The sequence below is a fragment of the Nocardioides sp. P4_G10 genome (genome assembly GCF_056401175.1).
On sequence record NZ_JBFUJV010000004.1, the window covers coordinates 97,380 to 111,636 of the forward strand.

General features: G+C 71.6%; 12 protein-coding genes and 2 tRNA genes. 8 read left to right on the forward strand and 6 right to left on the reverse strand.

Annotation, left to right across the window (positions count from 1 at the left end; genetic code table 11):
• Positions 1-19: 19 nt before the first annotated feature.
• From AC1DP1_RS07480 to AC1DP1_RS07500, 5 genes are all read left to right on the forward strand, one after another.
• Positions 20-2,272: a putative bifunctional diguanylate cyclase/phosphodiesterase gene (locus AC1DP1_RS07480; protein ID WP_457188608.1), complete on the forward strand. Its 2,253-nt coding sequence runs from the start codon at positions 20-22 to the stop codon at positions 2,270-2,272.
• A 59-nt stretch (positions 2,273-2,331) separates the two neighbouring features.
• Positions 2,332-3,759, forward strand: coding sequence for a glycosyltransferase family 2 protein (locus AC1DP1_RS07485; protein WP_477506337.1), 1,428 nt, complete (start codon positions 2,332-2,334; stop codon positions 3,757-3,759).
• Between the two features lies 1 nt (position 3,760).
• Positions 3,761-4,042, forward strand: coding sequence for a hypothetical protein (locus AC1DP1_RS07490; protein WP_300048656.1), 282 nt, complete (start codon positions 3,761-3,763; stop codon positions 4,040-4,042).
• Between the two features lie 128 nt (positions 4,043-4,170).
• The gene (locus tag AC1DP1_RS07495) at positions 4,171-6,018 is read left to right on the forward strand and encodes a phosphoenolpyruvate carboxykinase (GTP) (protein WP_457188604.1); all 1,848 of its coding nucleotides are present in this window, start codon (positions 4,171-4,173) and stop codon (positions 6,016-6,018) included.
• 176 nt (positions 6,019-6,194) lie between these two features.
• A complete protein-coding gene (locus AC1DP1_RS07500) occupies positions 6,195-7,175 on the forward strand; it encodes a TrmB family transcriptional regulator (RefSeq protein ID WP_457188602.1) in 981 nt (326 codons plus the stop codon).
• Between the two features lie 213 nt (positions 7,176-7,388).
• On the opposite strand, the gene AC1DP1_RS07505 is transcribed toward AC1DP1_RS07500, so the two are convergent.
• From AC1DP1_RS07505 to AC1DP1_RS07515, 3 genes are all read right to left on the reverse strand, one after another.
• The gene (locus tag AC1DP1_RS07505; RefSeq protein ID WP_300048662.1) at positions 7,389-7,517 is read right to left on the reverse strand and encodes a hypothetical protein; all 129 of its coding nucleotides are present in this window, start codon (positions 7,515-7,517) and stop codon (positions 7,389-7,391) included.
• 164 nt (positions 7,518-7,681) lie between these two features.
• Positions 7,682-7,775, reverse strand: a tRNA-Ser gene (locus AC1DP1_RS07510).
• Positions 7,776-7,838: 63 nt separating this feature from the next.
• Entirely contained in the window at positions 7,839-8,300 is a 462-nt protein-coding gene (locus AC1DP1_RS07515; protein WP_457188600.1) for a hypothetical protein, read from the reverse strand.
• Positions 8,301-8,428: 128 nt separating this feature from the next.
• Here AC1DP1_RS07515 and AC1DP1_RS07520 point away from each other — a divergent pair.
• Positions 8,429-8,513 (forward strand) — tRNA-Ser (locus AC1DP1_RS07520).
• A 170-nt stretch (positions 8,514-8,683) separates the two neighbouring features.
• On the opposite strand, the gene AC1DP1_RS07525 is transcribed toward AC1DP1_RS07520, so the two are convergent.
• Positions 8,684-9,562 (reverse strand): nucleotidyltransferase domain-containing protein, encoded by an 879-nt coding sequence (locus AC1DP1_RS07525; protein WP_477506338.1) that lies wholly within the window; start codon positions 9,560-9,562, stop codon positions 8,684-8,686.
• A gap of 101 nt (positions 9,563-9,663) precedes the next feature.
• Between AC1DP1_RS07525 and AC1DP1_RS07530 the strand changes: the two genes are divergently transcribed.
• Both AC1DP1_RS07530 and AC1DP1_RS07535 read left to right on the forward strand, forming a co-directional pair.
• A complete protein-coding gene (locus tag AC1DP1_RS07530; protein WP_477506339.1) occupies positions 9,664-10,533 on the forward strand; it encodes an AAA family ATPase in 870 nt (289 codons plus the stop codon).
• Positions 10,530-11,894, forward strand: a complete 1,365-nt coding sequence (locus AC1DP1_RS07535) for a vWA domain-containing protein (protein WP_477506340.1) — start codon at positions 10,530-10,532, stop codon at positions 11,892-11,894. The genes AC1DP1_RS07530 and AC1DP1_RS07535 overlap by 4 nt, the downstream gene beginning before the upstream one ends.
• Before the next feature lie 9 nt (positions 11,895-11,903).
• Here AC1DP1_RS07535 and AC1DP1_RS07540 read toward each other — a convergent pair whose 3' ends face one another.
• Together AC1DP1_RS07540 and AC1DP1_RS07545 are read right to left on the reverse strand one after the other, a co-directional pair.
• Positions 11,904-13,229, reverse strand: coding sequence for a hypothetical protein (locus AC1DP1_RS07540; protein WP_477506341.1), 1,326 nt, complete (start codon positions 13,227-13,229; stop codon positions 11,904-11,906).
• A 70-nt stretch (positions 13,230-13,299) separates the two neighbouring features.
• Positions 13,300-14,256 (reverse strand): hypothetical protein, encoded by a 957-nt coding sequence (locus AC1DP1_RS07545; RefSeq protein WP_477506342.1) that lies wholly within the window; start codon positions 14,254-14,256, stop codon positions 13,300-13,302.
• Position 14,257 lies beyond the last annotated feature (1 nt).

Consider the following 14,257-nt stretch of genomic DNA (forward strand, 5'->3'; position numbering starts at 1 on the left):
GCGCCACTAGGGTGGTGTCGTGCGACGTCGTTTCTCGGGGACAGCCGCGCCGGGGTCCGCGCCGTCCGACCTCAGGCGAGGCGGCCCTGCCCTGGCCGTGCCCTTCGGCATCGTGGCAGCGCTCGGCCTCGTCACCGTGCTCCTGCCGCCCTACGACCGGCCCTGGTGGGTTGCCGGCCTCGCGGCAGCCGTGCTGGCTCTGGCCGCCGTGCTCTTCGTCGTCAGCCGCCGCCAGCAGGAACGCACCTGGCTGGACGCGCTCCCCGCCTACCTGCTCTTCCCCTACGCCGCCCTGGTGAACGACGCAGCCGGTGCGAGCAGCGGCGGCTCGTCGTCGGGAATGACGGTCCTGGTCCTCCTCCCGATCCTCTGGTTCGCGATCACGGGCACCCCGCGACAGCTCTGGATCGCCAGCGGCCTGGCCGTCGCGACCCTCGTCCTCCCGGTGCTGGTGATCGGGCCGCCCGACTACACCCTCGGCGACTGGCGCCGAGCCCTGATGTGGGGCGCCGTGGCGGTCATCATCGCGCCCGTCCTCCAGCGGATCGTGCGCGACCTCGAGCGGCAGAGCCGGCGCGCCCGCGTCTCCAACGAGCGGGTCGAGAAGCTCTTCGACGACGCCCCGCACGGCGTGGCCCTCCTCGACCCCTCCGGCTCCATCATCCGCGTCAACATCTCGATGGCCGTCCTGGTGGGCCTCGACCCGCCCGACATGGTGGGCCACCGGCTCGCCGACTTCGAGACCCCGGGCGAGACCAGGATCGAGGACCACCTCGGCCGGCTGATGCTCTACCGCGGCGAGTCCCTGCAGTCCGAGTGCAACTTCCGGGACTCCGGCGGCAACGACGTCAGCGTGTCCCTGAGCAGCACCGTCGTCGGTGACGCGCAGATGGGCGAGATCGTGATGGTCAACGTCGTCGACATCTCCGACCGGCGGCGCTACCTCGACCGCCTCGCGCACCTCGCCGACCACGACGTCCTCACCGGCCTCGCCAACCGTCGCCGCTTCGAGAGCGAGCTCGACCGGCACCTCGACCGCTGCCGACGCCACGGTCCGACCGGTGCGCTCCTCCTGCTCGACCTCGACAACTTCAAGCAGGTCAACGACACGCTCGGGCACAACGCCGGCGACCAGCTCCTCGTCACCATCGCCGGGCTGCTCCGTCGTTCGATCCGCAGCACCGACGTCGTCGCCCGGCTCGGCGGCGACGAGTTCGCCATCCTGCTCACCGACTGCGAGCAGTCCGACGCCGCGCGGGTGGCCGGCCTCGTCGTCGAGCGGATCGCCACCCACGCCGCGACCCTCGACGGGGTCGCCCGGCGCGTGACGGCGAGCGTCGGCGCGGTGACGTTCCGGGCCGCCGCCGAGCACGCCGCCGACGTGCTCGCCCTCGCCGACATGACGATGTACGACGCCAAGGAAGCCGGCCGCAACCAGGTGGTCGTCCTGTCCGAGGGCGACGAGCGCGGCCCCCGCACCGCCGCCCGGCTGCACTGGCAGAGCCGCATCGAGGCGGCGCTCGCCGAGGACCGCTTCGAGCTGCACCTGCAGCCCATCATGGACATCACCAGTGGCCGGATCAGCTCGGCCGAGGTACTGCTGCGCCTGCGCGACGAGGGCGAGCTGGTCCCGCCGTCCCGGTTCATCTACATCGCCGAGCGGGTCGGCCTGATGCCGCAGGTCGACGCCTGGGTCGTCGACAAGAGCCTCGAGCTGCTGGCGCGGATGCGCCGCGACCACGATCCGTCGTTCGAGTTCGAGGTCAACCTGTCGGGCCACTCCATCGGCAACCCCGACATCGAGAAGGCCATCGTCGCCTCGCTCACGACCCACGGCGTCGACCCGTCGGCGCTCATCCTCGAGATCACCGAGACCGCGGCGGTCGCCGACGTCGCGCTGGCGAGAACCTTCGCCGAGAGGATGATCGAGCTCGGCTGCGCCTTCGCCCTCGACGACTTCGGCGCCGGTTTCGGCTCGTTCTACTACCTCAAGCACCTGCTCTTCGACTACGTGAAGATCGACGGGGAGTTCGTGGCCCACGTGCACGAGTCCACGGTCGACCGGACGATCATGCGCTCGATCGTCGGCATCGCGCACGACCTGGGCAAGCGGACGGTCGCCGAGTTCGTCTCCGAGCCGGAGATCCTGCAGGTGTGCCGCGACGAGGGCGTCGACTTCGCGCAGGGCTACCTGATCGGCAAACCTATGCCCTTCGACCAGTTCGTCCTTGAGTTCATGCCATCCGCCATCGGGGCGGCACCGAACGACTGAACGGTGCGGGACGTGCGCGCCCGCGAGGAGACAGCAGGAGACAAGGAGACTCGGGACAGATGCAGTGGCTTCAACGGTCCGTCGGTCTGGCGATCATCGGCCTGGCAACGCTGGGCGCGGGCATCCTGTGGGTGGCCGTCGCAGCGGGGGACCCGGAGGCCGGTCGTGCACCCGACGAGGGCCTGCTGTTCGGCATCTGGCGGGTCTTCTACGACACCGAGATGCCCGCACCACGGGTGCTGCTCGCCGMAGTGGGCGTCGCCCTGCTGCTCGCGGCCGGGGTCGCCGGCATCGAGCGGCGCCTGCTGACCCGGGCCCGCCGCAGCGAGGACGGCAACCGGATGCCCCTCGCGCCCAAGCTCGTGATGACCGAGACCCGCGGGGAGTACGCCGGTGAGGTGACCATCACCGTCCTCATCCCTGCGCACAACGAGGAGGGCTGCATCTCCGATACCCTGGCCTCGCTGCAGTCGCAGTCGCTGCCCCCAGCCCGGATCGTGGTCGTCGCGGACAACTGCAGTGACGGGACGGTCCGGCTGGCCCGCGAGGCCGGCGTCGACGTCTACGAGACCGTCGACAACAAGCACAAGAAGGCCGGCGGCCTCAACCAGGCGCTCGCGCAGGTCCTCCCCGGCCAGGGCGACAACGACTGCGTGATGATCATGGACGCCGACACCACGCTCGACGCCGGCTTCCTCGAGGGCGCGGCCAAGCGCCTCACCAACGACCGTGCGCTGATGGCGGTCGGCGGGCTGTTCTACGGCGAGGACGGCTTCGGCCTGATCGGCCAGTTCCAGCGCAACGAGTACACCCGCTACCAGCGCGACCTGCGTCGTCGCCGGGGCCGGGTGTTCGTGCTCACCGGCACTGCGTCCGTGTTCCGTCCGCGCGCGCTGCGCGCGGTGGCCGAGGAGCGCGGCAAGATCCTGCCCGGTGTCCCCGGTGACGTCTACGACACGATCGCCCTGACCGAGGACAACGAGCTGACGATCGCGCTCAAGACCCTGGGCGCCCTGATGATCTCGCCGAGCGAGTGCACCGTGGTCACCGAGGTCATGCCGTCCTGGCGCGGCCTGTGGGCCCAGCGGCTGCGCTGGCAGCGCGGAGCGCTGGAGAACCTCGGCGCCTACGGCCTGCGGCCGCAGACCTTCCGCTACTGGATGCAGCAGCTCGGCATCGGCTACGGCGTCATCGCCCTCGCCGCCTACCTGCTGCTGATCATCCTGATGGTCCTGGCGACCTCGAACTGGGTGTGGTTCCCGTTCTGGATCGGCATCGGCCTCGTCTTCACGCTCGAGCGGATCGTGACGGTGTGGCGCGGGGGGTGGAAGGCCCGGTGGCTGGGACTGTCGCTCTTCCCCGAGCTCTTCTACGCGATGTTCCTCAACGTGGTCTACCTCAAGGGCATCTGGGACCTCTCCCTGGCCAAGCAGGCGGACTGGAAGCACGTCGTCCAGACCACTCCCGGCTCACGAGCGGAGCACTGACATGCCGACCCTCGTCGTCCCGATGGGCGTGCTGCTGCCCGACAGCATCCTCCGCAACGACTTCATCGCCGTGCTGGCGGCCTTCGTCGCGATCAACACGATCGTCTACGTGACGCTCGCCGTGGCCAAGATCCTGCCCAAGTTCTACCTCCGCGACTGGCTCGCGGCCAGCAACCGGCGCTCGGAGACCCGCAGCATCCACCCCGACGCACCGGTCGGAGGACCGACGGGCGGCACGCTCGGCACGCGCCTGGCCCAGCCCCACCGGCGTACGCGCAAGTAGCGAGACGCAGGTCACAGGTCTGTGATCGATCCAATATGTGCGCCGATTCACGAGCGTTAACGTCCGCGACAAGTCGCCGACAACGAGGCCGCGCGAACCGACCGCGACGCAAGCTGTGAGGAACCGGCATGACCGCAACCATCGACACCCAGACGACGCCACCGACCACGCACGCAGGCATCCTCGCCTGGGTCACCGAGGTGGCCGAGCTGACCCAGCCGGACGCCATCCACTGGTGCACCGGCTCCGACGAGGAGTGGGCACAGCTCACCGCATCCCTCGAGGCGACCGGCACCTTCACCCGCCTCAACCCCGACGTGATGCCCAACTCGTTCCACGCGGCTTCCGACCCCACCGACGTGGCCCGCGTCGAGGACCGCACCTACATCTGCTCGGTCGCCGAGCGTGACGCCGGACCCACCAACAACTGGATGGAACCGGAGAAGATGAAGGACCTCATGCGCGGGCTCTACGCCGGCTGCATGCGGGGTCGCACGATGTACGTCATCCCGTTCGTGATGGGCCACCTCGAGGCGGACCACCCGATGTTCGGCATCGAGGTCACCGACTCGGCCTACGTCACCGTGTCGATGCGCGTCATGGCCCGCATGGGCACCGACGTGCTGCGCCGCATCGAGGAGCTCGAGACCGCGGGCGAGGACCCGAAGTGGGTGCCCGCCCTCCACTCCGTCGGCATGCCCCTCGAGGCCGGCCAGGCCGACGTCGCGTGGCCGTGCAACGACACCAAGTACATCGTCCAGTTCCCCGAGGAGCGGATGATCTGGAGCTTCGGCTCGGGCTACGGCGGCAACGCGCTGCTCGGCAAGAAGTGCTACGCGCTGCGCATCGCCTCGGTGATGGCGCGCGACGAGGGCTGGCTCGCCGAGCACATGCTGATCCTCAAGCTGACGTCCCCGCAGGGCGTGACCAAGTACGTCGCGGCGGCTTTCCCGAGCGCGTGCGGCAAGACCAACCTCGCCATGCTCAAGCCCACCATCCCGGGCTGGAAGGTCGAGGCGATCGGCGACGACATCGCCTGGATGCGCATCGGCGAGGACGGCCGCCTGTGGGCGGTCAACCCGGAGTTCGGCTTCTTCGGCGTCGCCCCGGGCACCAACGAGCACACCAACCCGCACGCCATGGAGACCATCCGCCAGGGCAACTCGGTGTTCACCAACGTCGCGCTGACCCCGGACGGCAACGTCTGGTGGGAGGGCCTGGAGAACACGCCCGCCGAGGCCACCAGCTGGAAGGGCGAGCGCTGGACGCCCGAGCTCGCCGAGGAGACCGGCGAGCTCTCCAGCCACGCCAACAGCCGCTACTGCACCCCGATCAAGCAGTGCTCGATCCTCGCCGACGAGTACGACGACCCGCGCGGCGTGCCGATCGACGCGATCCTCTTCGGCGGCCGTCGCAAGACGACCATCCCGCTGGTGACCGAGGCCCGCGACTGGAACCACGGCACGTTCATGGGCGCCACGCTCTCCTCGGAGACCACCGCCGCCGCGGTCGGCGCCGTGGGCGTCGTGCGCCGTGACCCGATGGCGATGCTGCCGTTCATCGGCTACAACGCCGGCGACTACTTCGGCCACTGGGTGGGCATCGGCAAGGACAACGACGCCGCCAAGCTGCCCAAGATCTTCTATGTCAACTGGTTCCGCCGCGGCGACGACGGTGGCTTCCTGTGGCCCGGCTTCGGCGAGAACAGCCGCGTCCTCAAGTGGGTCATCGAGCGCATCGACGGCCAGGCCGCCGCGGTCGAGACCCCGATCGGCCACGTCCCGGCGCCCGGCTCGCTCGACATCGACGGCCTCGACCTCACCGAGGCCGAGCTCGCGCAGGCCCTCGCGGTCGACGCCGACGAGTGGAAGGCCGAGCTGCCGCAGATCCAGGAGTGGTTCGAGAAGTTCGGCGACGACCTTCCCGCGGTGCTCTGGAGCGAGCTCGACACGCTGAAGGCGCGCCTCGACGCCTGACGCCGCGACACCACGCCGACCCGCCGTCCCGTTTCTCCGGGCGGCGGGTCGGTGCGTGTGGCGCCCGTCGAGCGCCTGCTCGCGGTGCCTGCTGGGGCTGGTGTGGCACCATCCTCCCCACGGGGATGTCGGTCGAGCGGGAGTGAGCCATGCCCTTGGGGCCAGATGAGCGGATCGTGTTCGAGGAGCACGCGACGCCCCTCTACGAGGAGATCGTGACGTCCGGAGGCATCGAGGCCTCTGACGCCCGCATCGTCGCGCGGGGCGAGCTGCACGCCGCGTTCGAGCTGCTCGTCGACGTCGGCCTGGTGATCAGGAGCGACGACGGCCGCTCGTGGACCGCCGTCGACCCGGCCGCCGTCCAGGCGCGGGTCGTGGCCCCGCTGGGCCAGCAGGGCGCCGAGCTGATCGCGGAGTCCGCCAACTGGGCCCACGCCTTCAGCACCCTCTCCCACGTCTGGCGCCGCTCCCCGAGCGCCGTCGGCGGCCCCTTCGCCGAGATCCGCGGACTCGCCACCATCGGCAACTTCCTCGCCTCCCTCGTCAGCGACGCCGAGGAGGAGCTGCTCACGGCCCAGCCGCAGTACCGCCGGGGCGTCAAGCAGCTCGACGCCGGCGTCGGCGCGCGCGACATCGCCGCCCTCAAGCGGGGCGTGAAGATGCGCACCCTCTACCAGCACGCCGCGCGACGCGGGGCGGACACCCGAAAGTACGTCGCTGCGGTGACCGCGGCCGGCGCGGAGGTGCGCACCCTCGACGAGTTCTTCAACCGCCTCATCGTGGTCGACCGGCGGGTCGCGCTCATCCCGAGCCACGAGGGCACCGACGCCGCGATGGTGATCAGCGACAAGTCGATGGTCGGCTACCTGGTCGACATGTTCGAGCGCCACTGGGAGCGGGCGCGTCCGTTCACCAGCAGCGAGACGTCGCTGGTGCGCGACATCGCCGCCGAGCAGCGGGCGATGACCATCCGGATGCTCCTCGAGGGCCGGGCCGACCCGGTCGGCGCCAAGCGCCTCGGCGTCAGCCCCCGCACCTACGCGGCCTACGTCGCGGACCTGAAGAGCGAGTTCGAGGTGGAGACGAGGTTCCAGCTCGGCTACGAGATGGGCAAGCGCGGCATCTCCGGCCGCGAGACCGACGAGTCCTCAGCCTGATCCCTCAGCCTGATCCCTCAGCCTGATCCCTCAGCCTGGCCACCCGGCCTGACCGATCGGCCCGAAATGAGGGGGAGGGCAGCACCTCCGTGGAGGTGCTGCCCTCATGCCGGGACGGGCCTGTGGGGGAGGCCATCGGACCAGAACTCGTGGGGGGTTGAGGGGTCCGTGTCCCAGCTCTTCGTTGCGTGCCCATTCTAGGCACGGCTGGTCTCAGTTGCGGATGTTGATCCGTCCCCAGCTGGTGTCGATGGCCTGCGCCGGCGTTGCGCCGATGGCGGCCACACCGAATCCGAGAACTGCCACGAGTGCGGCGGCGGCGATACGGCGTACTGGGGTCATGGGGTTTCCACCTCTTGGTCCTGTCACAGGGGATGACATGACCATTGTCGCCCACCGTGCGCGGCCACGTCCCGTCCAGTCGGCTGCAGTTCTGTGCATTGCAGGTTCCTGCAAATCCATGCGCTGCCAGCCGGCCGGCCCCCTCGGTGGGAGGGGGCCGACACTGGCGGAGGCGGAGGGATTTGAACCCTCGATGGGGTTTTAGCCCCAAACCCGCTTAGCAGGCGGGCGCCATAGACCGGACTAGGCGACGCCTCCATGCCCGACCACGGCCGGGCGGACAGAAGGTTACAAGGCTCGGCGCGCGTGCGCCGAATCAGGTCACAGTTTGCGGAGGCCGTGTCCGCGCTGCAGGTGGTCCTGGACGTCCCGCACGAAGGCCTCGCGGTCCACGGCGAGCATCTGGACGGGGATCGTGGTCGTCCGGCCGTCGCGCAGGCGCAGCACCACGACCGGGGCGTCGGCCACCGTCATGGTGACGGCGTCCTCGACGTCCTTCCAGCGGCCCGAGGCCACTCCGACGCCGCGCACCCACTGCACGCGGTAGCCCTCGGGCGTCATCCGCACCACCCAGCCCCGGGTGTGCCACGCCCACCAGCAGCCGGCCAGGACCGCCACGGTGAGGAGGACCGGGACCAGCAGGAAGACGGTGTGCAGGTCGAGGACGGCGATCGCCAGCGTGCTCGCCAGGATGACTACCGCCACCAGGCACAGCACCACGCCCAGCAACCGCGCCGCGACGGCGGGGGAGAGGCGGTGCACGGTGGCGGTCTCGGTCGTCACGCCGACGATTTCACCACGGGCGCCACCCGCCCCCGGCGCGCGGGTCCCGCCACCCTGCCTGCGTACGACGGCCCCGCCCGCGCGGTTGGGTAGAGTCCCGCGGTGTGCGGCGCCCCGGCGTCGTACGAGGAGGGGTGCCGGAGCGGCCGATCGGAACCGCCTTGAAAGCGGTCGTAGGGAGACCTACCGCGGGTTCGAATCCCGCCCCCTCTGCTGAGGCGCAGCGGAGCAAGCCGCCGGCTGAGGGGGCGTGGCCGGGTCTGGCGGCTGCTGAGCCCTTCGCGGAGCGAAGGGCTCAGCAGAGGCGGCTTGAACGCCAGCGAAGCCTCTGCTGACGTGACGTTCACTCGTACCTGGTGCGAGCGAACCTCGACCTTCCCGGGTCAGGTGGCCTCCCAGTAGGCCAGGTGCACGCGGTGCAGCCAGTCGTCCACCCAGGCCCGGTCGGGCTGGGGCGGGAGGTCCGCTGACTCGCGCAGCTCCTCGAGCCGGCGCTCGGCCTCGCCGACAGCGGCCACCACCTCGTCGAGCCCGACCTCTCCCCGGCGCACAGAACGGAGGAAGGACAGGGCGGGCTCGGGGACCGGCAGCGTGATCCGGCCGGTGGTGAGCAGCTCGGTGCCCTGCACGCCGAGTCGCAGCGCATGCATGGCGAACTTGGTGTCGTAGCCGTGGACGGCGACCAGCTCGGGGCGGTTGGTGTGCGCGCCGACGGCACCGGTCATCGCCGCCTCCTGCGACCGCAGGTAGCCGAGGAACCGGTCGGCAGCCAGGCGTGAGACGAACCGGTGGGCGTTGGCGACGAGCTCCGCGCCGACCTCGTTGCGGAAGACCACCTCGTCGTCGGGCACGAAGAGCGCGAGGAGCACGGTCGGGTTGCCGGCCAGTGCGAGCCGGCACCACTTCCGCGCCGAGTAGACGACCACGTCGAGGTCGCCCGCCCCCGACCGGTTGGCCAGGCCGCCGGGCTCGTCCCACACGGTGTGGCGCTGGTACTGCTCGAAGTCGACCTCCCGGTCCTCCCCGTCGATGCCGCGGGGCACGCGCGCCAGGCCGGTCACGAACCGGGCCGGCTCGAGGCAGATGCCCATCTCGTCGCGGTCGTCCTGCCCGCTGATCGAGGTGCCGTGCACCCCGGAGCCGACCTGGACGCGCAGGATCATGCCCTCCTCGGCGATGGCCCGGGCCTCCTCCGAGGCGTGCGGGTGGGCGAAGCCGGCCGGGAGGGCGCGGCTGCCGTGGACGGTGCTGACCGAGGACATCTCACGACCCTAGGGACGTGCACCGGCCCGCGCGAGGGGTTTGCGTCGAGGCCGGCCAGGCTGCACGACCCGGCGCCGCGGGCGCGGCTAGGCTCGCCCGGGTGACGACCTGGTTCGAGTCCCCGGACGACGCCGCGGCCCGGCTGCGCGAGACCGGCTACCTCACCGACGACGCCACGGCGCTGACGGCGTACCTCGCCGGCGCGCTCGAGAAGCCTCTGCTCGTCGAGGGACCGGCGGGCGTCGGCAAGACCGAGCTCGCCAAGGCGGTGGCCCGCGCCGCGGGCGCGGAGCTGGTGCGGCTGCAGTGCTACGAGGGCCTGGACGAGGCGCGCGCCCTCTACGAGTGGAACTACAAGAAGCAGCTGCTCCGCATCCAAGCGGCCGGCGGCGACCAGTCATGGAGCGCGACCCACGACGACATCTTCACCGAGGAGTTCCTGCTCACCCGGCCGCTCCTCAGCGCGATCCGGCGCGACGAGCCGACGGTGCTGCTGGTCGACGAGGTCGACAAGACCGACATCGAGGTCGAGGGCCTGCTGCTGGAGGTGCTCAGCGACTTCCAGGTCACCATCCCCGAGCTGGGCACGGTGACGGCCACCCGCCGTCCGTTCGTGGTCCTGACGTCCAACGCGAGCCGTGAGCTGTCCGAGGCGGTCAAGCGCCGCTGCCTGTTCCTGCACCTCGACTACCCCGACGCCGAGCGGGAGCGGGCGATCGTCACCAGCCAGGTGCCGCGGCTCGACGACAAGGTGGTCGCCCAGCTCGTCGACGTCGTCGTACGCCTGCGCGAGCTCGAGCTCAAGAAGGCCCCGTCGATCGCGGAGTCCGTCGACTGGGCGCGCACGCTGGTGGCGCTGCAGGTCGGCGACCTCGACGAGGCCACCGTCGCCCGCACCCTCGGCGTGGTGCTCAAGCACGCGTCCGACCAGCAGCGTGCGGCCAGGGAGCTGAAGCTGGCGTCACGATGAGCCTGCTCGACACCCACATCGGCTTCGTGGAGGCGCTGCGCTCCGCGGGCCTGTCGGTGTCGCTGGCCGAGGGCCTCGATGCGATCAGCGCGCTGGAGAAGGTGCACTGGCACGACCGCGAGACCGTGCGTGCCGCCTACGCCGCCACCCTCGTGAAGCGACAGCCGCAGCGCGTCACGTTCGACGCCGTCTTCGACATCTACTTCCCGCGGCTCATCGGCAGCGGCGTGGCCGGCGACGGCCTCGAGCCGGCGGCGGGCCCGCAGGACACCGGCCCGGACCTCGAGCGCTTCCGGGAGGCGCTGGCCGACGCCCTGGCCTCCGGGGACCAGCAGGCGTTGCAGGATCTTGCAGTCGAGGCGGTCGCCCGCTTCGGTGCGATGCCGGGCCGCGGGCCGGGCCTGTCGAGCTGGTCGGCCTACACCTCGCTCCAGCGGGTGTCGCCCGCCGAGCTGATGGACCGGCTCGTGCAGGGGCTGCTCGGCGAGGGTCTCGACGACGAGCAGGCCCAGCGCACGGCCGGGCGCCGGGTCGGGGACTTTACTCGGCTGGTCGAGGGCGACGCCCGTCGGCGCATCGCCGAGGAGAAGGGGCCCGAGCACGTCGCCGACGTCACCGTCCGTCCGACCATCGACCGGCTCGACTTCACCGCCGCCCGCCGCAGCGACCTCGAGGAGATGCGGCGGGAGATCTACCCCCTCGCCCGACGGCTCGCTGCGCGGCTGACGAAGGAGCAGCACGCCCGCCGGCGCGGTCCCCTCGACGTACGCCGCACCGTGCGCGCGTCGATCGCGACGGGCGGGGTGCCGCTGGCCACCCACCACCGTCCCAAGCGTCCGCACCGCACCGACCTGGTCGTGTTTTGCGACGTCAGCGGCTCGGTGGCCAACTTCGCCCAGTTCACCCTGATGTTGGTGTTCGCGCTGCGGGAGGCCTTCAGCGGCGTGCGCGCGTTCACCTTCGTCGACGACGTCGTCGAGGTGAGCGACAGCTTCCGGCCGGGGGCCGACGTGGTCGAGGTGATGGAGTCGCTGTCCGGGCAGATCTCCCAGGCCGCGCTGTGGGGGCGGACCAACTACGGCCGGTCGCTGACCCGGTTCGCCGAGGAGCACCCGGACGCCGTCGGGCCGCGGTCGTCGTTGCTGGTGCTGGGCGACGGGCGGTCCAACTACAGCGACCTCGCGCTGCCCGTGCTCGGCGACCTCGCCGGTCGGGCGCGGCACGCCTGGTGGCTCAACCCCGAGCACCCCCGTCACTGGGGCACCGGCGACAGCGCGGCCGACCGCTACGGAGAGATCGTCCCCATGGTGGAGTGCCGCAACCTCGCCCAGCTGGGCGAGTTCGTGCACGGCATCGTCTGACGCTGGCGGTCAGCCGGCGAGGAAGCCGAGGTCCTGCATGCGGGTGATCTCGGCGCGCAGCTCCGGGTGGGCGGCGCTGTCGGCGGCACGGGCGCCGGTGACGTAGAGCTGGGTGCCCTCGGCGCCGGCCGCGTCGAAGACGACCGTGAGCCGGTTGGTCGTCGAGGCGTTGATGAGCGACCCGAGCAGCACCACCGGGTCGGAGCGGTCCTCGAGCGACAGCACCCGGGTGGCCGCCGGGATCCGCGGCACCTGGGCGGACGGGGCGCCGGCGGTGACGACCTGGTCGACCACGAAGCGTGACGAGCGGGCCGTCGCGGCGATCTCGGTGGCGATCGCGCCACCGGCTGCCGAGCCCACGAGCATCACCCGGGCGTCGTCCTCGGTGACCGACGCCTCGATCGCCCGCACCACCTGGCTGATCGTCGTCGTCGGGTCGGCGCCGACGAGGCGCAGCCGGCCGGCGTCGTGGTTGAGCGAGCCGGGGAGGTAGGCGATGTAGCGGCCTGCGCCGACGCGCTGGACGCTGATCCGCTTGTCCTCGGCGAGCAGGTTGGCCATCAGCTCCTCGAGCGAGCGGGGAGCGGTGCCGGCGCTGCTGTCGACCTCGGCCTCCGGGATCTCGGCCTCGACGAACGAGCCCGCGGAGTCGCGGAAGGCCGACACGGCGTCGGTGGGGAACGGGTCCACGCCGATCGCCCGCAGGCCGCCGCGCGCCGCGTGGGCGCCCTGGTCGGAGGCGAGCGCCCCGGCGGTGAGGAGCGAGCGCATCTGCAGCCCGTCGAGCAGGCCGCCGCCACCGGAGAGGTGGTCCATCAGGTCGGGGTTGTTCTCGGCGAGCTCGTTGAGGTAGGCGGTGACGTCGTCACGGTCGAGGGTGTCGGTCTCGATGAAGCCGGCGCTGACGATCGCGCCACCGAGGGCGACCTCGGGGGCGAGGTAGCCGATCGCGCGGCCGGCGATGGAGCCGAGCGTCTTGTAGGCCGCCAGCTGCAGCTCGTCGATCCAGCGGTAGGTGAGGACCGTGGCGCGTACGACGAGCGCGTCGGCGTCGAGCTCGACCGAGCGGGCCAGCAGCCCGCTCTTGCCCGTCGTGGCGGCGCGGATGTCCTCCTCGGCCTCGCCCCAGGTCGCCCTGGACAGCTCGCCGGAGTCGACGACGTCGTCGTCGGTGAGGATCTCGGTGCCGAGGCGGGCACGGGTGCGCATCTCGTTGCCGGAGATGTCGAACAGGTCGGCCAGCGCCAGCATCTGGTCGTACTTGTCGGCGGCCACCGACGCCGAGGAGTCCTCCGGCGGGCCGTCGTGGGTGCGGGGGATGTCGAGGTCGCTCATGTCGGGGTCCCTGCGGCGTTGTCGGACGGGGGAGCGCAGCGGGGGAGGCCGAGAAGGCCGTGGGGTGGCTTCATGTCGGGGTGTCCTCCGGGGCGGTGACCTGCGCCAGCACGGGCGCCAGCTCGGTGGCCAGGTCGTCGGGGTCGACGCGGGAGACCGCGATCCGGGCGCCGTCGTCGTCGTGGCGAGGGGTCAGGGAGTGCCAGCCGTCGCGGAGCAGCACCCACGACACGACGCCGACCGACGTCGTGGCGCGCTCGGACACCTCGGCGGCGAGGATGCGCATGCGGCCGCGACCCTCGGTGTGCACGGCCGACACGGCGTCGGCGGCCTCGGCGCCGCTGATCTCACGACCGTCGGCCAGCACCACGCCGCCGGCGGACCGGTCGACCAGCACCGGCACCAGGTCGGCTCGGCCGGAGCGGAGCGCCTCCCCGACCGAGTCGGCGAGCGCGTAGGGGACGTCGAGGTGGGCAGGCACGTGCGTGGTGGCGATCGGGAGGTCCTCCGGAGGGGCCGTGACCCGGGCGAGCTCGGTGGTCCACAGGTCCACGGGGAACCAGGCCAGCTCGAAGACGATGCCGTCGCAGGTCGACAGGCTGGCGACCGCGCCGCCGGCCTGGCGGTGCCAGGCCTTCACCTGGGTGGCCCCGGCGGCGACGTCGATGTCGAGCGCCAGGCGGGGCGTCGCGAGCAGCCCGACGGCCCCGACGACGCCGGGGTCGGCGCCCGCGTCGGTCACCAGGCCGCGTCGGCGCAGGGTGTCCTCCGGGTCGTGGAGCGTGCGGAGGGCGTCGGTGTAGGCGGAGTCCTCCACCGAGCCGCGGCTCTTGCCGAGGCGGCCGGACAGCGAGCCCGCGTCGACGGTCCCGTCGGCGCCGCTGGGCAGGTCGAAGGGCAGCGGGGCGCCGCCGGCGAGCTCGGCGACGAGGCGGAGCTCTGGCAGCGTGAGCGCGAGCCGACGAGCCATCGCGTCGATGAAGCTGGTGGGCGGCGGCGGAGGCGTGGTCAGGTCGATGGTCACCATG